Genomic DNA, 19,647 nt, shown 5'->3' on the forward strand with positions numbered 1-19,647 from the left:
GCAGTGATCCGCAAGAACCTCGGCGTCACGGCGGTTGCCGCGCTGGTGGCGCTGATCGGGTGCCCATCCGCGGGGGCCATCAGCCCGCCGGTGGTCGACCCGCAGGCCGGCCCGCCACCGGGCAGCACCGGTCCGCTGCAACCGATGATGCAGCGCACCGCGTGCAGTACGACGGCGGTGTTGCCCGGCAGTGATCCCGGTGCGGTCAGCGCAAACCAGTTGGCGCTCAACCTTTCCGGCGCCTGGCAGCACAGCCGCGGCGAAGGGCAGACCGTCGCCGTGATCGACACCGGTGTGCAGCCGGGGCCGCGGCTGCCCAACGTGGAACCCGGCGGTGACTACGTCGAGTCGACGGACGGGCTCACCGACTGCGACGGGCACGGCACCGCTGTGGCCGGGCTGATCGCCGGACAGCCTGGGGCTGACGGGTTTTCGGGCGTGGCCCCGGCTGCGCGGCTGATCTCCATCCGGCAGAATTCCCCACGGTTCGCGCCGCGCACTCCCGGCACCGACGCCGTCGTCCGCGCATCGGCCGACGTCGCAAGCCTCGCACGCGCCGTGGTGCGGGCGGCCGATCTGGGCGCCCGGATCATCAACATATCGGTGGTCACCTGCCTGGCCGCGGACAAGCCCATCGACCAAACGGAACTCGGTGCAGCACTGCGGTATGCGGCCGTGGAGAAGGACGCGGTGATCGTCGCCGCCGCGGGCAACAACCGCGGCGGAGTGAGCACAGGGGCGGCATGCGAATCCAACCCGCTCTCGACTGCGGGCACCGGTGACCTCAGGAACTGGGGCGCCGTGACCTCGGTGTCGATACCGTCGTGGTGGCAGCCGTATGTGCTGTCGGTCGGATCGCTCACCGCCGGTGGGCAGCCGTCCGGGTTCACCATGGCCGGGCCCTGGGTGGGCATCGCGGCGCCGGGGGAGAACGTCGTCTCGGTGAGCAATGCACCCGGCGGAGGGCTGGCCAACGCCGTGCACACCGAACAGGACAAGCTGAACCCGTTGAGCGGCACCAGCTACGCGAGTGCCTATGTCTCCGGGGTGGCCGCGCTTGTGCGCAGCAAGTATCCAGGTCTGACTGCTCGGCAGGTGGTGCACCGGCTCACGGCCACCGCGCACGGCGCAGCCCGGTCTCCGTCGAACCTGACCGGAGCCGGTGGGGTAGACCCGGTCGCCGCACTCACCTGGGACGTCGCTGGCCTCCCCGCGGACGGGCCTGCTGTGCCGACCACCAAACCCATTGCCGCGCCGGCAGACCCCGCACCGCGCGACAACACCCCCCGCACCATCGCGTTCGCAGGCACTGCGGTATTGGCAATCGCAGCTCTGGTCGCGCTCGCGGTGCACCGACGGAAGGACAACACCACATGACCGCCCGCCTCGCGTTGGCGTCCCTGTTCGGCGTGGCGGCGGTGCTGGCGCGCCCCTGGCAGAGCCCGGTGGAACGCTGGGTGCTCGGCGTCTCCCTCACCGCGGTATTGGTGCTGATCGCCTGGTGGGGCGGGCTGTTCCTGACCACCCGGATCGGCTGTCTGCTGGCGATGCTGCTGAGAAACCTGTCGAAAGGTAAGGGGGACAGGGGTTTTGCTCCTGCTGTCGAAACCATCGTGTTACGGGTGGACCCCGCTGCCGAGGCGCAGCTGCCCATCGTGGTCAGCTATCTGAACCGCTACGGCATCCGGTGCGACAAGGTGCGGGTCACCCACCGCGACGTCGACGGCGCCCGGCGCAGCTGGATCAGCCTGACCGTGGCCGCGACCGACAACCTAGCCGCGCTGCAGGCCCGCTCGTCGCGGATTCCGTTGCGCGACACCACTGAAGTGGTGGGCCGTCGGCTGGCCGACCATCTGCGTGAGAACGGCTGGACCGTCACCGTCGTCGACGGCGTGGACACTCCGCTGCCGGACCCGGCCAAGGAGGCGTGGCGTGGGGTCAAGGACGAATCCGGTTTCGCCGCGGCCTACGGCGTCGCGGTCACCGACTCACTGGCCGACACCCTTGCGGCGGTGCGCGGGCTGCCGGCGCGGCAGGTCTGGACCGTGCTGGAGTTCACCGGAGACCCGTCCGAGCCGCAACTGGTCGTCGGCTGTGCGGTGCACACCGACGAGCGTCCGGGCGCCAAGGCCCCGGTGCCGGGACTCACCCCGCAGCGGGGACGGCACCGCCCTGCCCTGCGGGCGCTCTGCCCCCTGTCCCCGCATCGTTTGGACGGCAGGCCGGTCGACGCGCTCGACGTGTTGTTCGAGGGTCCGGTCGTCGAACCGGAAATTGTGCGGGAGACCCCGGTAGCGTCCTGAGCTCGGAACGCCTCCTGTCTCCGGCGAAGGGAAAGGCCACGACCTGAGGGTCGTGGCCTTCGCCATTGCTGTGCCGGTGCCCCCAGCGACAGCTGCATCTTCGATGCCGGTGTCCACTGCAGGTGTGCAGACCCGCTGGACGAGGCGGTTGTCATGCTAGGAGGCGCGGCGACGTCCGGTCAAGAAGCAAACGCCAAGCAAATACACAGGACGTTTACAGGCCTGGTTGAGCGCGCTTCTCTGTCGAAATCGCTGCACGCAGCAAACAGCGCCGAGAGGGTGCTTGATGTTGGCGCCGTTGCCGGTCGAGGCGGTGAAGTCGGTTCCGGTGGCTGCTGGAGTCCTTTCCGCTGCGGGTAGTGCGGGTCGGTCGTCGTGCAGGTCGACGTCTTCCAATTCCCTTGCTCCACAGGTGTAATGGCCTTCACATGGCCGTTCAGGACGATGTCGCCAACCGTGGCGCGCGCCTGGCGACAATGCCGTCGTGTTGCAAATATCCGATCACACAGCGGATTACGTCGATGTGAGTCAGCGCGGCCGGCGCGATGGGTCGATGAAGGGGCATCTCGTGCAGGACCCGCGCGAGGTTCGCAGATTCTCTGTAACTACCCTGTCGGGTAGTTGCAGCTCCGAAATCCCGCGGTTTCCAAGGTAACTAGATTGTTGGTTTTGAGTCGCACGGGTGCAGCGCCGTGGCATGATCGACATTGACGGACAACATGATTAGCCCCAGCCTGAGTGGAGCGCACCATGACTGATACCGATGCCAAGCCCGTTGTCGTTGTGGGGGTTGATGGTTCGCAGTGCAGCAAGGATGCGCTTCGCTGGGCCGCCAACTACGCCGAATTGGCCGGTGCCACGCTGCGCGCTGTGATCTCGTACAAGACTGAGCTCTACGTCGGTGGCTCGCCCAATGCGGGGCTTGCCGCCCAGGCGCGCGAGGCTCTCGATGAGGCGGTCAGCAATGTCCTCGGTGCGAAACCGTCGGTATCCGTGACCTCCGATGTGATCGCGGGCCATCCCGCCCAGGTGCTTGTCGAGGCGTCGCGCTCAGCGGACTTGCTGGTGGTCGGAAGCCGTGGCCACGGTGCCTTCGTCGGCATGTTCCTCGGATCGGTCAGCAACCACTGCGTCCATCACGCGAAGTGCCCGGTGGTGGTCGTCCATCATGACGACGACCACGCCTGAACAGCCAAGCCGGCTTGGTCGGCTTCAGCGCTCTGCGTGCTGTCCGTGATCGGGGCGGACCTGGGCTCAGATCGTCGATCGCGTTGCTCAAATCGCCGGTGCGGTGTTGTGCAACGTGTTCTACCAGCGGGTGCACCGCCTGGTCTTTTCAGCTTTTCCCCAGCCTGCGGCGGGCCGTTGTGGGTGCCGACGGGGTAGGTGATCTGTTTCGTGGGCGGTACGGCAGAGGCGAACAGCGGGGTGCCCGAGCTGCCCGGTGACGGCACGCGTCAGCAACGCCGACAGGTGGGCGGCGTCGCCTGAAATTCCTTGTGTGACAGGCAGGATGCGCTGCTCGCGGGGGTTGCCTCGGTATACCTCGAGGAGCTTCGTAGGGCCACCGAATTGACCAAACATCGGCCCCTATTGACACACCAATAAGAAACGTTGTTTCCTTACAGGAACCTTGCCGTGACCTGTGCCACAGCCAAGGTAGGGGGTGAGAAGTCTCTCTCTCACAGAAAGCTGGAAGAAGGATCGAGTTGAGCAACAACGATGTAGCTACAGACGATTTCCTGGACTATGAACATGGGAATCTGCAATCCGGGACGAACTGGTGGGGCGCCTTCGTCATCGGTCTCGCCGGCACCATCCTGGTCACGGGTGCGGCGCCCGCGTTCCTGACCGTTTTCGGCGCCTCGTACATCCCCTTCATCACCTTCTTCACCCTCACCGGTGTGGTGCTCTGTCTGCTGTTGGCCGAACTGTCCGCCATGATGCCTGGCCGCACCGGCGGATCGCCGTCCTACGCCTATCCGGCGTTCAAGATGCGATTCCCGCGACTAGCGCCGCACGTCAACGGCATGACGGCGTGGATGTACTGGGTGGGTTGGATGCCCGTCGCGCCGCTGAACATGATCCTGGCGTCCTTCTACATCACCCACCTTCTCGGTCTTGACGCCACCAAGGGCTTCACCCCGATCAGCACCTTCATTCCCTGGTGGACGCTGGTAATCACGATCGTCGGCCTGCTCGTCTTGTCGATCCCGGCCTACCTGGGCATTCGCTTCGGAACCTCGATGGCGACGGTTCTGGCGGTTTTGTCGATGATTCCGCTGACCTTCCTGTCCATCGGCTTCATCTTCAACCCGGGCAAGACGAATTGGCACGAGCTCGCCGGGTTCCCGCATCTCGACGGGTCGAGCTTCGGTAGCCCGGTCGGCGGACACTCCGCCTGGATCATGTACATCGCCTACGCCTTCCCGCTGCTGTGGACGGTCATCGCGTACGAAGCGGCTGCGTGCTACATCGGTGAGTGCAAGAACCCGCATCGCGACGCCAAGATCGCGATGACCCTGGAAGGTGGCTACGGGGTGTTCGTCTACACCCTGCTGCCGATCTCCTTCGTTGTCGTTCTCGGCGCGGGTGCCCTTTCCAATCCGGATCTCGTCGACCCGAAGACAATGTTCGTCACCTTCGCCAGCACGATCTTCCCGGGTGTGGCCGGCGCAGTGATGGAGTGGCTGATGGCAGGCATGCTGATCGTGGCGCTGGTGCTGTCGGCGCTGAATTCACTGATGGGTTGCTCGCGGTCGCTCTACCAGATGTCGCTCGACGGTCAGTTCCCGAAGTTCTACCAGCACCTCAACAAGCACCACGTGCCTGACCGCGCCATGATGACCAACGTCGTAGCGAGCATGCTCATTGCCTTTATGGGTGGCGCCATCGAGATCTACGCGTTCTCCAACGTCGGCTACCTCGGCTCGTTCGTACCGGTGCTGATCGGCTACTACCTGCTCCGTAAGGACCGGCCGAACCTGCCGCGTCCGTTCCGGTTGCCGGAGCCGTTCAAGTACCTGGCGCTCGCGCTGGCCGCGCTGTACTTCTTCGTGTGGCTGGTGGGCGGCATCATCTACTCCAACATCGGTGGCCAGGCCGTCTACTACTACCTCGGCGTGGCAGCGATCTTCCTCTACCTACCGCTTTACTGGTACCGCAAGCGCGAGGATCGTAAGAGCATGGTGAACCAGCCGGTCGCGCCGGGTCAGACACCAGAACCGGAGATGGTGAAGTAGCCGTGTTTCGGAACCGCCAGAATCGTCCACGTCGCTCTCTGCCGCCTGTGGCGCCGGAGAATGCCGCTGAGATCCTGCTCGCCTCCGAGGGCCGTCCCTTTACCGAGGATGCTCTGAAGCTTGCGGCGCGGATGTCTCGTGAGGGGCGTGGGCGGGCCATGGTGATCACGGTCGCGCGGCTGCACGGCACGAGTTTCGGCCTGCCCAATCCGGGTCTGCAGCCGAACCGGCGGGAGATGGCAGAACAGGAGGAGATTGTCGAGAGCGCCATCGCCAGGCTCAAGAAGCTCGGCGTCCCCGCCGACGGGCACATCGCCATCACCCGCAGCCCCCGAAAGAGCATCCTCAAGGAGGCTCGGCGGTGCCACTGCTCCGCGATCGTGATGGGGGCTGATCCGAAGCGCAACGCATTCGTTTCCTCACTGATGTGGAGCCAGGAACCGCATCGGGTTCGCAGACGGGCCGACATTCCGGTCCATCTCGTGGAGACGTCGCCGTAGCCGTCCGGCAGTCGTAAGCACGACAATGCGGGGTGGTCTCAACTGTGAATGTTGAGACCACCCCGCATTGTCATGTCAACCCGAACAGGCGTGCCGCGTTGTCGTGCAGCACGTTGCGCAGCCACGCGTCGTCGACGCCGGGCAGGTCGGTGAGGGTACGGATGGCATCGACATAGCTGTAGGGAATGTTCGGAAAGTCGCTGCCGAACAGGATCCGGTCACCCATGGCCCGCAACCGCTCGGCATCCGCACGCGGGAACGGCATGGTGGATTCGACGAACGGCGTGAACGCCATGGTGGTGTCGAGCCGCACATTGTCGAAACGTTCGGCGATATCCAGGAATTCGCTGTACTCGGGCATCCCCATGTGCGCGACGATCAATGCCAACCGGGGGTGACGGGCCAACAACTTCTCGATCCGCAGCGGGCCCGTGAACTCGCCGGGCACCGGTCCGGACCCGCAGTGGATGATCACCGGGATCCCGGCGTCCTCGACGGCTCCCCATACCTCGGTGAGCAGCGGATCGTTGGGATCGTAGCGGCCGACCTGAATGTGGGCCTTGAACACCTGCGTCCCGGCCGTGATGGCAGCGGCGACGTAGTCCGCGGCGCCGGGTTCGGGATAGAAGGTCGCGGTGGCCAGGCAGTCCGGGGTGTCGGCGGCGAAACCGGCGGCCCATTGGTTGAGCCACGCCGCCATGTCGGGCTTGTGCGGATATACCAGCGACGAGAACCGGCGCACCCCGAACGAGCGCAGCGTGGCGACGCGCTCGGCTTCCTCGGCCCGGTAGGTGATGGGCCATTCCCGGCCGATCATCGGGCCCTGCGCGTCGAAGTACTGCCACACCTTGTCCATGACGTTCTTCGGCATGAAATGGGTGTGGACGTCGATCATGCCGGGCAAGCCCAGAGATGACCAGATCTGTCGTACTGACTCTGACTCGCTCATCGTCTGCGACCATATAACGCCCCGCACGTCGGCTGCCGCACGCCAGGAGGACGATGGAATCCCGCACGCGAGGAGGACCTGTAACCGATGTGGAACCCCGATGTCTATCTGGCCTTCGCCGATCACCGTGGGCGACCGTTCTTCGACCTGATCGGTCGGATCGGCGCGGACAATCCCCGCCGCGTCGTCGATCTGGGCTGTGGGCCGGGCAATCTCACCGTCACCCTCGCGCAGCGCTGGCCGGGCGCGGTGGTGGAGGCTTGGGACAGCTCGCCGGAGATGGTGGCCGCGGCGCAGGAGCGGGGCCTCGACGCCCGCATCGGCGGCATCGAACAGTGGTCGCCCGAACCCGACACCGACGTGGTGATCTCCAACGCCGTGCTGCAGTGGGTACCCGCTCATCGTCAACTGCTGGTTCGATGGGCTGCGCAGTTGGCGGCAGGGTCGTGGATCGCGTTTCAGGTGCCCGGCAACTTCGATTCACCGTCGCATCAGGCGGTGCGCGAGGTGGCGCGGCGTCCGCATTTCGCGGATGCGCTGCAGGACATGCCTTTCCGTGAAGCCGATGTGGTCGATGCGCCCGAGCGCTATGCGGGTCTGCTGACCGACGTGGGATGCGTGGTCGATGCCTGGGAGACCACCTATACGCACCAATTGACCGGTGAGACACCGGTATTGGACTGGATCACCGGAACCGCACTGACCCAGGTGAAGGGCCGTCTCACCGAGGAGGGCTGGAAGCAGTACCGGGAGGAGATCATCCCGCTGCTCGCTGAGGCCTACCCGCGGCGAGCTGATGGCATCACGTTCTTCCCGTTCCGGCGGGTGTTCGTCGTCGCGCACGTGGGCTGATTACCTCCGACGTAATCGACAGGCATACGTACTCGTTCGACGATGGATGCATGCCGACACTATTGACCGCAGACCGCACCGACATCCACTACACAGACGCCGGAACGGGCCCGGCGGTGGTGTTCACCCACTCGTGGGGACTCAACTCCCGACAGTGGGAGGACATCGCCGAACGCCTCGTACAGTCGGGGTTTCGGTGCGTGCGCTATGACCGCCGCGCCCACGGCGCGTCCGGTATGTACGACGGTGAATGGACGCTGGATCTGCTGGCCGACGACCTGGCTGTCCTGCTGACGCATCTCGACGTCAAAGATGTGACGCTGGTGGGTCATTCGTTGGGGTGTGGCGAGATCGTGCGGTACCTCAGCCGACACGGCACCGCCCGGGTGAGCGGCGCGGTGTTCGTCGCACCGCAGTTGCCGCTGCTGATCAAGACAGCTGACAATCCGGATGGTGTCGACGAGACCATGCTCGATGCGCTGCTCGCGCAGCTGCAGGCCGACGTGCGGCAGTGGTGCATCGACAACGCTCCGCCGTTCTTCGGCGCGAACTACCCTGTGCCACAAGAAGTTCTGGACGAGACCATCGAGCAGATCGTCGCGGTCCCGGTGCGCACCCTGGTCGCCACCCAACGGCTGGGCGCCCGCACCGATTACCGCGCCGAACTCGTCGACCTGGATCTGCCGGTTCTGGTGATCCACGGTGACGCCGACGTCTCGGCGCCCATCGAACTCACCGGGCGGCGCACGGCAGCCCTGCTACCGCAGGCGGAGCTCATCGAGATCCCGGGTGCCGCACACGGGCTCTACGTCACGCACGCCGACGCGATTTGTGAAGTTTTAGCCGCCTTCGTCACGGCAAAAACTCCACAGATCACCGGTTAGCGACGCGACTCGAGCAGCTCGATCACCTGGGCGACGAGAGTGTCGATGTCGGCTTCGGTGGTGTCGAGCACCAGGTCCGGGTTCTCCGGCGCCTCATAGGGTGCGTCGACGCCGGTCAGTCCGCGAAGCTCGCCGGATCTGGCCCGGGCGTAGAGGCCCTTGGGGTCGCGCCGCTCGCATTCGGCCAACGAGGTCGCGACGTGGATCTCGAGGAACGGCAGCTTCGCGGCATCGTTGAGCGCCCGTGCGGTGTCGCGGTCGGACTTCAACGGCGACACCAGCGAAGCCAACGCCACCACACCGGCATCCGCCAGCAGCCGGGTCAAATGCCCGACGCGGCGGATGTTCTCGGTGCGGTCACCCGCGGAGAAGCCCAGATCATCGGACAAGCCGTGGCGCAGGTTGTCACCGTCGAGCAGGTAGGCGACCTGGCCGGCCTCGACCAGTGCCCGTTCGACGGCCACCGCCAGCGTCGACTTGCCCGACGCGGGCAGCCCGGTGAACCAGATGGTGGCGCCGCGCTGCCCGGTCTTGCCCCAGCGGTAGGTGCGGTCCAGTGACGACGGGTGCCATTTGATGTCGGAGCGGTTGTGCCCGCTGGGTTTGACCTCCCGCGCGTCGAGGATGATCCCGGCGCCGACGGTGTCGTTGGACACCTCGTCGATGAGGATGAACGCGCCATTGTCGCGGTTCTCGGCGTAGGGGTCGGCGACGACGACGGAGCTGGTCCGCAGCGTCACCGAGCCGATGTCGTTGAGCGCCAACTCCACTGGGCCGTCGACCTCGTCAAGGGTCTCGGGGTCCAGCTTGGTGTGCAGCTCCTGCACCGTGGCCCGCACCGTGCGCGTGCCCTGTTTGAGGGCCAACCGGTCGCCGGCCCGCAGGGGCGCGTCGAAGAACCAGCACACCGTGGCGTCCAATTCGCGGGCCAGCACAGGCAATACGGCCTGCTCGGAACCGCTGACGAAGACGTCGCCGCGCCCCACATCGATATCGTCGGCGAGCTCGATCGAAACCGACAGCGGTGCAACACCTACCGGGCGATCATCGTCGAGGGTGTCGAGTGCCGTCACCGTCGAGCGGTTCCCGGCAGGCAGGCTCAGGATGGAGTCACCGACACTGAGCGTGCCGGCCGACAGCCGCCCCGTGTAGCGCCGGCGCTGCTCGGAGGTGGGGCGCGAAACCCATTGCACCGCCAGGCGCAGGCTCGCCGGATCCGGGTGTGGCGCCGACAATTCGATGTCTTCGAGGTAGTCCAGCAGTGTGGGCCCCTCGTACCACGACGTGCGCTCGGACCGGTGCACCACATTGTCGCCGTGCTTGGCGGCGATGGGGATGACGGTCAGGTCGGCACCGCCGAGCCGGTCAGCGACCTGATGCAGTTCACGCTCTACCTCGGCGAACCGTTCCTTGTCGAAATCGACCAGGTCGATCTTGTTCACGGTGGCGACAAAGTGCTTGATGCCCAACAATTTCGCGATGCGGGCGTGCCTGCGGGTCTGGCGCAGCACCCCGGCGCGAGCGTCGACCAGCAGAATCGCGACGTGTGCGTTGGATGCCCCGGTGAACATGTTGCGGGTGTAGCGCTCGTGGCCGGGGGTGTCGGCGAGGATGTAGCTGCGGGTTTCGGTCGAGAAGAACCGGTACGCCACATCGATGGTGATGCCCTGCTCGCGTTCGGCGCGCAGCCCGTCGGACAGGGCGGCCAGATCGGCGACGCCTTCTTCGTCAGTGACGGCTTCCAGGTGATCCAGCGGCAGGCTGTCGGTGTCGTGCAGCAACCGGCCGATCAGTGTGCTCTTGCCGTCGTCCACGGACCCGGCGGTGGTGATGCGCAACAGTTGACGGGTACTCATCAAAAATAGCCTTCCCGTTTCCGGTCCTCCATGGCCGCTACCGACGTCCGGTCGTCGGCGCGGGTTTCGCCGCGTTCCGACACTGTGGCAGCGGAGATCTCGGTGATGACACCGTCGATCGTGGTCGCTTTCGAGCGCACCGCGCCGGTGATGGTCAGGTCACCCACGGTGCGGTACCGAACCCATTCGACGGCTGCCTTTTCACCGTCGGTCGGCTGCGCATATTCCGACACCGCGAGCAGGATGCCGTCGCGTTCGAACACCTTACGTTCGTGCGCGAAGTAAATCGACGGCAGCTCAAGGTTTTCCAATTGGATGTAGCGCCAGATGTCCAGCTCGGTCCAATTGGACAGCGGGAACACCCGGACCTGCTCGCCCTTGCGGATCCGGCCGTTGTAAAGCGACCAGGGCTCAGGCCGCTGGGCCCGGGGATCCCACTGGCCGAACTCGTCGCGGAAACTCAGGATGCGTTCCTTGGCGCGCGCACGTTCTTCGTCGCGACGGGCGCCGCCGAACGCGGCGTCGAACCCGCCGGCCTCCAAGGCGTCCAACAGGGTTCGGGTCTGCTGCCGGTTGCGCGACGCGCCCGGGCCCGGGTCGGCGACCCGGCCGCTGTCGATGGTCTCCTGTACCGATCCGATGATCAGCTTGTGCCCGACGCCGGTGGTACGGCGGTCACGGAACTCGATCACCTCGGGGAAGTTGTGGCCGGTGTCGACGTGCAGCACCGGAAACGGCAGCGGTGACGGCCGAAACGCCTTCTCCGCCAATCGAAGCAACACGATCGAATCCTTGCCCGCCGAGAACAGCAGCACCGGGCGCTGCAACTCGGCGACCACCTCGCGGATGATGTGCACGGCTTCGGCTTCCAGTAGCCGCAGCTCGTCGACCTGGGTCAGGCCGGAATACGTGAGCGTCACAGTGGCAGTCCCTCCTTCTCGGCATCCGAGCGGTAGCGGTCCACCCACTCGTCGGAGCGTTGATCGGCCTGACGCTCCAGCACCGGTGGGGGAGCGAGCCGAGGGTCGAGGTTCAGCGCCTCCAGCACGGTGGCCACGACCTCGGTGAGGTTGCGCCACAGGAACGGGTACGAGACGTCGATCGGTTTGATGTCCTCCTCGGCGAACCAGGAGCGCCACCCCTCTTCCTGCGCTCGCAGCAGGGTGACGACGTGTGCGATGGCGCCGGCGTGGTACTCGGCGCGGGCGTCACGCACCGGGTCGGGCCTGCCGCGCCACACCCGGGTCTGCACGGCCCGCCAGAACGACACCGCCTGGGACACCACGTCGGGGCGGTACACGTGGATGAGCACAGGATCGCTGCCGACGACATCGCGGATTGCCGACAGCAGCCCGGGCCCGGACCGGTCGGGCAGTCCCTCTGCGCGGTCGAGCAGCAGCGGCGTCTGGTTCCACATCAGCTTGCCGCCCCACACGCCGTTGGGAGTGCGGCCCACGGTCTGGATGTAGTCGCGCCAGATCGTCGCCGGCGCCAGATCGGGCTTGCCCTCGTCGAGTGGATCCAGCAGACGAAGGATCGACTCGTCCTCCACGCCTGCGAACCACTGCCGCGGCTGGGGCGACTGGCTGGTGGTCGGCAGGTATTGGAAGAACTCCTGCGGTTCCCCGGCTACGCCGGTGGCGCGCAGGGATTCCACGAGCAGCGTGCTGCCGCTGCGCTGTGATGCGAGCACCAGGTAGGCGGTGGGATGGTCTGGCATGGGCGAAACTCTAATCCCATTTTGTTTGCGACGCCTATTTGATACGGTCGCTGATATTTATATTCACCGTGAACAAAACTATTGTTCGTCTTGTCGCGTTTCGGCGAGGTTGCGATCGGTCGCGATGGCCGATCTGCTGGTGGCGGGACGGCCGTGAATATGAAGATATGTCTCGGTATATCGCTCGGATATCCGGGTACCGGCGAACTCCGATGGAATGACGTCGTGAGTCTTTTGCCGCCAGTCGTTCAGCTGGATGGCCAGCTCGTCGGCAATTGCCTCGTCTTTGTCGGTGGCACCGGGTCCGAGCAGGTTATTCGACTCAGTTGGGTCGTCGGCGAGGCGGTAGAGCTCGCGGGCCGGACGGGGAGCGCGGGTCAGGGGCTCGAGGATGCGGCCCGGAGGGCTGTCCGCGATATCCCACGGGAGGTCCAACAACGGCCGTTGCGCATAATTCTCGATATAACTGTATTCCTTCGTGCGGATCGCGCGAATGGGGTCGAAAGAATCGTGGAAAGTTTTTGTTGTGTACACCGCGGCGCGCACCTCGGTGCCGTCAGATGAATTTTCCAGAAGATTGCTGGCATGGGATAGCCCGTCCACTTCTGCGGGAATCTCCACCCCGAGCAGGTCCAGCAGGGTGGGCAGCAGGTCGACCCCGCTGAACAGGTCTTCGTAGCGCTGCGGCGCGATACCCGAGCCGGTCGGTGGCCGCACGATCAGCGCGATGCCGGTGCCCGCGTCGTACAGCGTCGATTTGGCCCGCGGCAGGGCCGGGCCGTGATCGGTCATGAACACCACCCAGGTGTTGCGGTCGAGGCCATTCGCGGCCAGTGCGTCGAGCAGCTCACCCACCTTGGCGTCGGCCAGGGTGATCGAACCGTAGAACTCGGCGAGGTCTTCGCGTACCTCGCCGGCATCGGGCAGATAGTCGGGGACACTCACCTCGTCCGGATCGGCGGGGACATAACGCTCGGGCGGGTAGGGGCGGTGCGTTTCGAAGAAGCCCGTCGTGAGCATGAAAGGTTCTCGCGGGGGCTGGGCCAGCCATTCGGTGGCTTTCTCGGTGACGTACTCGCAGAAGGAGTTCGACACGTCGAATTGCTTGTAGCCGAGCGTCGTCGGATACGAGGTTTCGTGCTGCATGCCGAACAGTGCTGTGTACCAGCCGGATTCCGCCAACAGATGAGGCAGGGTACGCACACCCGCGTGGTATTCCCAGCCGTGGTGGGCCAATCCGAGAATGCCGTTGCTCTGCGGGTAGCGGCCGCTGAACAACGAGCCGCGCGACGGCGAACATAACGGCGCGGTGGCATGCGCGCGGGTGAACAGGATGCCCTCGGCGGCCAGCGCATCAAGTCGTGGGCTCGACACATCCGGATGTCCGTAGACACCGAGATAACGTCCGAGATCGTGCCAGTGCACGATCAGCACATTGCTCTTCGAGCTCACGTCCACCTCCTCATCTTTCGAGGCAACCATCCCACAGCGAGAATTTCATCTGTTGTTGGCTTTTGCTCACCACGATCGAAGGGCTAGGCAACGCGCGGCGGTCTACTTCCAGGCGAAGACGGGTTGCTCCAGCTCATCGACGCGGTCATGGCGGCCTTCCAGACACAGCCACCGCAACTGCAACAGCACCGCGCCGGTGGGGGCATGGATCAGATCGTTGCCGAGCGGGATCTGCACCACCGGCTTTGGGCTCTCGGGGATGGAGATGTAGCGCGGCGAATCCTCGCGTTGCAGCTGGTGCAGACCGACGCGGTAGGTCGCGACCACTTCGGCGGGGGACGGGCGCGGGTCCAGCCGGCCGCCACCCCAGATCACCACCGGGGTGATGACGTAGCCCGACCGGGTCGGATAGTCGTCGAGCTGGCCGAGTACGGCGCTGCCGGGCAGTTCGATGCCGACCTCCTCGTGCAGTTCGCGCAGCGCGGCGTCGACCGTCGTCTCGCCGGGGTCGAGGCGCCCGCCCGGCAGCGCCCACTGGGCGGCGTGCGAGTTCATCCGGGTCGCCCTGCGGCACAACAGGAACGCCGCACCACCCGACACGTCGACCATGCGGCCGTCGAGGTTTGCCTCCGGCATCGGCCGGCCCCCGATCCATTCGTCGACCGGTGCCGGGTCGACCCGGTCCTCGCCAACTGCCGAGTCCACCAACACCACTGCCACCGCCGCGTGCCTCTTGGTCGGGTCCGTCACGGTGTACCGATCGTGGCTCGCCAGGTTGGCCTGGATCTGCCGGCGCAGCGCCTCGTCGTAGGTGATGGTCATCGTCTGACCATAGGCGGCGCTCATGGGTGGCCCGGCGGCGCGCTTGAATGAAACGGTGAGCAGACGAACCGGATTGCTGATCGCGTCGGCGTTGATCGCTGTCGCGGTATACGCACTGATGTGGATCGGCTACGCGCAGAACTGGGCCTGGCTGGCCGAGTTCGACGACGCCGGCCTGCGGGTGCCCTACCGGTACGGGGCATCGCATCCCGCCTGGATTGCGGGCTGGGACGTGTTCTGCACGGTCCTGAGCCCGGTCACCTTCCGGATCGTGGCCCTGGTGCTCATTGTGCTCGCCATCCTGCGCCGACAGTTGCGGCTCGTGCTGTTCTTGCTGCTCGCCGTCGAGTTGAGCGCACTGCTCACCGAGGTGGCCAAGAACCTCGCCGACCGGCCTCGTCCGGTCACGGCGCTGGCCTACGCCCCGTCGACGTCGTTCCCATCCGGGCACGCACTGGGCGTGATGCTCGGCGTGCTGGCCCTGCTCGCCGTGGCCTGGCCGCTGCTGCGGGCACCAGTGCGCACGTGGCTGGCGGTTGTGGGCGCGGTGGTCATCGTCGCGATCGGGGTGGGCCGGGTGGTGCTCAACGTGCACCACCCGTCCGATGTGGTGGCCGGTTGGGCGTTGGGGTACGCCTACTTCGTCGTGTGCTGGCTCGCGGTGCGGCCCTATCCGGCGGTCACCGAAGTGGACGGAACACCGGCAGCGCCCGGTATCGCACGCTGAAATCGGCTTTCGAGCAGGCCTCTCCGACTTCGCCGTCGTGCGCAAGCACCGTGGGCCCGTCCAGGGTGGTGAACCGAAACTCGGGCACCTGGAATTCGTGGTAGAGCGGGCTGCGCACGAGCCGGCCCAGGGCGATCGCCGTGGCGATCCGCAGACCGCTGAATCGCCTGCCGCTCTCCAGGATCCGTACATCGAGCAGCCCGTCGTCCATGCGTGGACGTATCGACGGCGCGAACCCTGACGGCAGATACGTCGAATTGCCCAGGAAGAACAGCGAAGTCTGCACCGTCTTGTCGTCGTAGGCGATGCGGACCGACCGATCGCGGCGCAACGTCAGATACGCCGCGTACGCCCCGGCCAGCCGCTTGCCGATCTTGCCTTCGAGCTTCTCACGCACCCGGACATAGTTCGGATAGGCACCGATGCTCGCGGTGTTGATCACGGTCTGGTCGTCGTTGAGGCGAACCAGATCCACATACGCAGCGTTGCCATCGCGGATGGCGTCGACCGTCTGCGTGACCGTGGCACACCCGATGTCCTTGGCGAAGTGGTTGAACGTCCCGCCCGGGAAGACCGCCAGCGGAACCCCCGCGTCGAATGCGACTCCGGCTGCGCAGGCGACGGTGCCGTCACCACCGCCGACAGCGAGCACCTCACCGCGGGCCGCGGCGTCGCGCATCACCTGCACGACGTCGTCCTCGCCATCGAGTTTGACTATCTCGATGTGCGGCAACGCCTTTCGGACCTCGTCGATGACGCGACCGCCGGTGCCCTCACCGGAGTCGGGGTTGATCACCAGGACCACGCCGTCCCCGTCCGGCCGGGGATCGGTGTGATAGCGCAGCGGCTCGGCCGCCGGGATCGCCGAGGTGGGGATGGTGGGCACGACCCTGGCGCCCAGGATGGCGATGGCTGCTCCGATACCGAACCCGGCGAAGACGTCTCCGGGATAGTGCGCGCCGGTGGCCACGCGGGACAGCCCGACCAGGCCTGCGAGCAGGCCCAGCGCGAGCCCGACGGGCGGGCTCTCCAGGCCGACGCCCACCGCGAACGCCGCGGCGCTCGCAGAGTGGCCCGATGGTAGGGAATGCGAGGTGGGGATGCGTCGGGAGCGCCGCGCCAGGGGGATCAAGGTGTGGTCCGGCCGCGGCCGGTGCCAGAGCCGTTTGGCGATCTGGTTGGTCACGAGACTGGTGACGGCCAGGCTGGCCACGCCCCGGACGCTGCCGCGCCGCACCGACGAGCCGCCAACTACTCCCAGCGCAGCCGCTATGGCCAGCCACAGCTTCGAGTGGTCGGCAGCGTTGGTCAGCCGCGGCATGGCTTTGTCGAGCAGCGGGCTGGGGGATTCTGCGACAGCTTCGAACACCTCGCGGTCCAACGTCCCCAGGTCTCGGGCGATCTTTCGCACGTCCATCAATTCAACTTACCGACCGTCCGCGACCTGATCGTGTCCAAACCTTTACGGCGACGATAGCGTTGCCAGCGACGATAGTTGGGTGCGACGACTGGGAGCCCTGCTATGCGCCGCGGTGTTGGCTCTGGCGGGCGCGCCGGTGGCAGGCGCTGTCGAGCCGTGGTTCGGCAACTCGGTGGGCACCGCCACGCAGGTGATTTCCGTTGTCGGCGTTGGTGGTTCGAAAGCCATGATGGATGTCTATCAGCGGGACGCCACCGGCTGGCAGGCCGTCGCCGCAGGCATCCCCGCCAGTATCGGCGCCAACGGCATGGCTGCTGAAACCCACGACGGCAACATGGCGACCCCGATGGGCGTGTTCTCGCTCGACTTCGCGTTCGGCACCGCGCCCAATCCCGGCGGTGGGCTGCAGTACGTGCAGATCACCGACAACAACCACTGGTGGGACGGCGACGTCAAGAGCCCGACCTACAACACCATGCAGGTGTGTCAGAAGGCGCAGTGCCCGTTCAACACCGATCCGGCCAGCGGGACCGAGAACCTGAACATCTCGGCCTACAAGCACGCCGTGGTGATGGGCGTCAACAAGGCCCGGGTCCCCGGTAACGGTGGTGCGTTCTTCGTGCACACTACCGATGGCGGGCCCACCGCGGGGTGTGTGGCGATCGACGATGCCAAACTTGTGCAGATCATGCAGTGGCTGCGGCCCGGTGCGGTGATCGCCGTCGCCAAGTAGCCGTCAAATATGCAGGGCCGTACCGGGTTTGAGGTTGAAGTTCAAGCCGTCCAGTGACATCGTGGCGTCGTAGGTGCGGTCGTATCCGGTGCCGCTGATCTTCCAGCCATCACTCGTGCGGCGGTAGGTGTCGTGGTAGAACGCCGCGCCGATGAGCATGAAGTTGAACGCCGGTGCGATCACCCGGTCCTGCAGGTACCACGTCGCCGTGGCCTCGTCACCGGTCACGGTGATTTCCGGGTGGGAGACGTGGTGCTCGGTGATGGTCTCCGGGCCCAGTGACTGCCGCATATAGTCCACCAGGGCGTCGCGCTCGGTGAAATGCAGCGACTCGCCGAGCGATTGCCCGTAGTCGGCGACGACGTCCTCGGTGAGGGTGTCGGCGAATTCATCCCAGTTCTTGGTGTCCAACGCGCGCAGATAGCGGTATTTGACCTGCTTGACGTCGTCGATGTCGCTCATGCCCGCCATTGCAACACAATCGCCCGGGGCGGGTACAGAGTGCGCCCACAACGGCATTGTTAGGGTCGTCATGGCGCGGCGCGCAGGGGCAATGCGGTATGTGGGCACCGGTATAGAGCGCGCTGTGAATGCCATGTGGAGTCCAAAAGCGCGATGGCGGAACGTGTTCGATTCGATTACGAAAGTGTGTCAGGGGTCTGAGTGCGTGCCGAACCGACTACTGTGATTCCCGTTATGAGCGACCCGCTTGGGTTGTCGATCGGGACCACCAACCTGGTTGCGGCGCGCGTCGGCAATCAACCTGTGATACGGCGATCGGTATTGACCTTGTCGGCAGACCGCACGCCGCAGGTCGGCGCGCCCGCCGACGGGCACGGCGTGACGTTGGCCGGGTTCGTCGAACGGGTCGGTGACCCGGTTCCCCTGGTAGCGCCCGACGGGGCCTCGTATGCGGCCGATGCCCTGCTGGTCGAGGCGCTCGACGCGATGGTTGACGCCGCAGGCGGCCCGTCGCCACAGCTCGCGATCGCGGTTCCCGCGCACTGGGGGGCGCCGACGCTGCGCGCGTTGCGCAGCGCCATGCGGACCAATCCGAACCTTTCTCACGACGGGATGCCCGCGCGGCTGGTCTCCGATGCCGTGGCGTCGCTGACGGCGTTGCGGGCCAACCCGGGCCTGCCGCTCAGCGGCGTGGTGGCGCTGCTCGATTTCGGTGGGGGCGGCACAAGCATCACATTGGCCGACGCGGGAGCGTCCTTCGAGCCGATCGACGAGACCACCCGGTACACGGACTTCTCGGGTGACCAGATCGACCAGGCGCTGCTGACTCATGTGCTCGACGGCGTCGCGCAGGCCGGTGGTATCGACCCCGCAGGCACCACGGCGGTGGGATCGTTGGCCCGACTGCGGGAGGAGTGCCGACAGGCCAAGGAACGGTTGTCGGCGGAGACTGCCACCGACCTCATGGTCGAACTGCCGGGATACTCCGCGGCTGTCCGGGTGACCCGTGCCGAGCTCGAAACGCTGATGCGGCAGCCACTGGCCGGTGCGCTGGCGGCGCTGGAAACAGCCTTGGAACGCAACGGGATTGGCTGGCCTGCGGTGGCCGCTGTGGTCACCATCGGCGGCGGTGCCAATATTCCGCTTGTCACCCAACAACTTTCGGAGCATTCGCAGGCTCAGGTGGTGACGACGCCGCAGCCCGCGCTGGATGCCGCGATCGGTGGCGCGCTTGCCGCGGCGTATTCGGCTGACGCCGACGTGCAAACCGGGGTCGCTCCGACCCTGGAAGCCACCGCTGCGACCCCGATCCCCGATATGACGCCCCAGGAACCGGATTCCTCGACGTTCCGGGCGCTGGCCTGGTCTCAGGACGACACCGACGACGACGTCGTGCCCTACACCGGGCCGGACCTGGACTCCTTCGGAACCCACACCGCGGCGCGCCCCACCGTGCACTACGTGCCGCGGACCGGTCCGATCGAAGAGCCCCGCTCCGCGTGGCAGAAGCTGCCGGTGGCGGTGTTCGGCGTCGCCGCCGCGTTGGTGATCGTCGCCATCGGCGGCGTCACCTACGCGCTGACCAGTGCCACGGACACCGCGACGACATCGGTAGCACCGCCCCCGCCACCACAACCCGTGACACAGAAGTAGCCGTGTTTCGGAACCGCCAGAATCGTCCACGTCGCTCTCTGCCGCCTGTGGCGCCGGAGAATGCCGCTGAGA

General features: G+C 66.1%; 17 protein-coding genes and 1 pseudogene. 10 read left to right on the forward strand and 8 right to left on the reverse strand.

Annotated features, from left to right (window positions below; translation table 11 throughout):
* Positions 1-3 precede the first annotated feature (3 nt).
* The 5 genes from mycP to A5784_RS36130 all read left to right on the forward strand — a co-directional run bounded on the left by mycP (position 4) and on the right by A5784_RS36130 (position 6,045).
* Positions 4-1,377 carry a type VII secretion-associated serine protease mycosin gene (gene mycP / locus A5784_RS36110; protein ID WP_064949652.1) on the forward strand — a complete coding sequence of 458 codons (1,374 nt, stop codon included), beginning with the start codon at positions 4-6 and terminating at the stop codon, positions 1,375-1,377.
* Positions 1,374-2,303 (forward strand): type VII secretion protein EccE, encoded by a 930-nt coding sequence (gene eccE, locus A5784_RS36115; protein WP_064949653.1) that lies wholly within the window; start codon positions 1,374-1,376, stop codon positions 2,301-2,303. Before mycP ends, eccE begins: the two co-directional genes overlap by 4 nt.
* 750 nt (positions 2,304-3,053) lie before the next feature.
* Entirely contained in the window at positions 3,054-3,491 is a 438-nt protein-coding gene (locus A5784_RS36120; RefSeq protein ID WP_064949678.1) for a universal stress protein, read from the forward strand.
* A gap of 521 nt (positions 3,492-4,012) precedes the next feature.
* Positions 4,013-5,545 carry an APC family permease gene (locus A5784_RS36125; protein WP_064949654.1) on the forward strand — a complete coding sequence of 511 codons (1,533 nt, stop codon included), beginning with the start codon at positions 4,013-4,015 and terminating at the stop codon, positions 5,543-5,545.
* 47 nt (positions 5,546-5,592) lie between these two features.
* Entirely contained in the window at positions 5,593-6,045 is a 453-nt protein-coding gene (locus tag A5784_RS36130) for a universal stress protein (RefSeq protein WP_064949655.1), read from the forward strand.
* A 70-nt stretch (positions 6,046-6,115) separates the two neighbouring features.
* On the opposite strand, the gene A5784_RS36135 is transcribed toward A5784_RS36130, so the two are convergent.
* Complete coding sequence (locus A5784_RS36135; protein WP_064949656.1) at positions 6,116-6,994, reverse strand: amidohydrolase family protein; 879 nt, start codon at positions 6,992-6,994, stop codon at positions 6,116-6,118.
* Between the two features lie 87 nt (positions 6,995-7,081).
* Between A5784_RS36135 and A5784_RS36140 the strand changes: the two genes are divergently transcribed.
* Both A5784_RS36140 and A5784_RS36145 read left to right on the forward strand, forming a co-directional pair.
* The gene (locus A5784_RS36140; protein WP_064949657.1) at positions 7,082-7,846 is read left to right on the forward strand and encodes a trans-aconitate 2-methyltransferase; all 765 of its coding nucleotides are present in this window, start codon (positions 7,082-7,084) and stop codon (positions 7,844-7,846) included.
* A gap of 50 nt (positions 7,847-7,896) precedes the next feature.
* Complete coding sequence (locus A5784_RS36145) at positions 7,897-8,730, forward strand: alpha/beta fold hydrolase (RefSeq protein ID WP_064949658.1); 834 nt, start codon at positions 7,897-7,899, stop codon at positions 8,728-8,730.
* On the opposite strand, the gene cysC is transcribed toward A5784_RS36145, so the two are convergent.
* From cysC to A5784_RS36170, 5 genes are all read right to left on the reverse strand, one after another.
* Positions 8,727-10,586 (reverse strand): adenylyl-sulfate kinase, encoded by a 1,860-nt coding sequence (gene cysC / locus A5784_RS36150; protein WP_064949659.1) that lies wholly within the window; start codon positions 10,584-10,586, stop codon positions 8,727-8,729. The two genes, A5784_RS36145 and cysC, sit on opposite strands and share 4 nt — an antisense overlap.
* On the reverse strand, positions 10,586-11,506 hold the full coding sequence (cysD, locus tag A5784_RS36155) for a sulfate adenylyltransferase subunit CysD (protein ID WP_064949660.1): 921 nt from the start codon (positions 11,504-11,506) through the stop codon (positions 10,586-10,588). The genes cysC and cysD overlap by 1 nt, the downstream gene beginning before the upstream one ends.
* Positions 11,503-12,306, reverse strand: coding sequence for a trehalose 2-sulfotransferase (gene stf0 / locus A5784_RS36160; RefSeq protein ID WP_064949661.1), 804 nt, complete (start codon positions 12,304-12,306; stop codon positions 11,503-11,505). Before stf0 ends, cysD begins: the two co-directional genes overlap by 4 nt.
* A gap of 78 nt (positions 12,307-12,384) precedes the next feature.
* Positions 12,385-13,788 (reverse strand): sulfatase family protein, encoded by a 1,404-nt coding sequence (locus A5784_RS36165; protein ID WP_064949662.1) that lies wholly within the window; start codon positions 13,786-13,788, stop codon positions 12,385-12,387.
* Positions 13,789-13,860: 72 nt separating this feature from the next.
* Positions 13,861-14,580, reverse strand: a complete 720-nt coding sequence (locus A5784_RS36170; RefSeq protein WP_064949679.1) for an NUDIX hydrolase — start codon at positions 14,578-14,580, stop codon at positions 13,861-13,863.
* A gap of 55 nt (positions 14,581-14,635) precedes the next feature.
* Between A5784_RS36170 and A5784_RS36175 the strand changes: the two genes are divergently transcribed.
* A complete protein-coding gene (locus A5784_RS36175; protein ID WP_064949680.1) occupies positions 14,636-15,307 on the forward strand; it encodes a phosphatase PAP2 family protein in 672 nt (223 codons plus the stop codon).
* Here A5784_RS36175 and A5784_RS36180 read toward each other — a convergent pair.
* A complete protein-coding gene (locus A5784_RS36180) occupies positions 15,261-16,724 on the reverse strand; it encodes a bifunctional phosphatase PAP2/diacylglycerol kinase family protein (protein WP_064949663.1) in 1,464 nt (487 codons plus the stop codon). The two genes, A5784_RS36175 and A5784_RS36180, sit on opposite strands and share 47 nt — an antisense overlap.
* An 82-nt stretch (positions 16,725-16,806) precedes the next feature.
* Between A5784_RS36180 and A5784_RS36185 the strand changes: the two genes are divergently transcribed.
* Entirely contained in the window at positions 16,807-17,460 is a 654-nt protein-coding gene (locus A5784_RS36185) for a L,D-transpeptidase family protein (protein ID WP_064949664.1), read from the forward strand.
* Between the two features lie 3 nt (positions 17,461-17,463).
* Here the strand turns inward: A5784_RS36185 and A5784_RS36190 are convergent, their stop codons facing one another.
* A complete protein-coding gene (locus tag A5784_RS36190) occupies positions 17,464-17,931 on the reverse strand; it encodes a nuclear transport factor 2 family protein (RefSeq protein WP_064949665.1) in 468 nt (155 codons plus the stop codon).
* A 225-nt stretch (positions 17,932-18,156) separates the two neighbouring features.
* Here A5784_RS36190 and A5784_RS36195 point away from each other — a divergent pair.
* Positions 18,157-19,569: pseudogene (locus A5784_RS36195) on the forward strand (Hsp70 family protein); the annotation flags it as partial.
* Positions 19,570-19,647: the final 78 nt, after the last annotated feature.

The sequence above is a fragment of the Mycobacterium sp. 852013-50091_SCH5140682 genome (genome assembly GCF_001665685.1).
In the GTDB taxonomy this organism is placed as follows: Bacteria; Actinomycetota; Actinomycetes; order Mycobacteriales; family Mycobacteriaceae; genus Mycobacterium.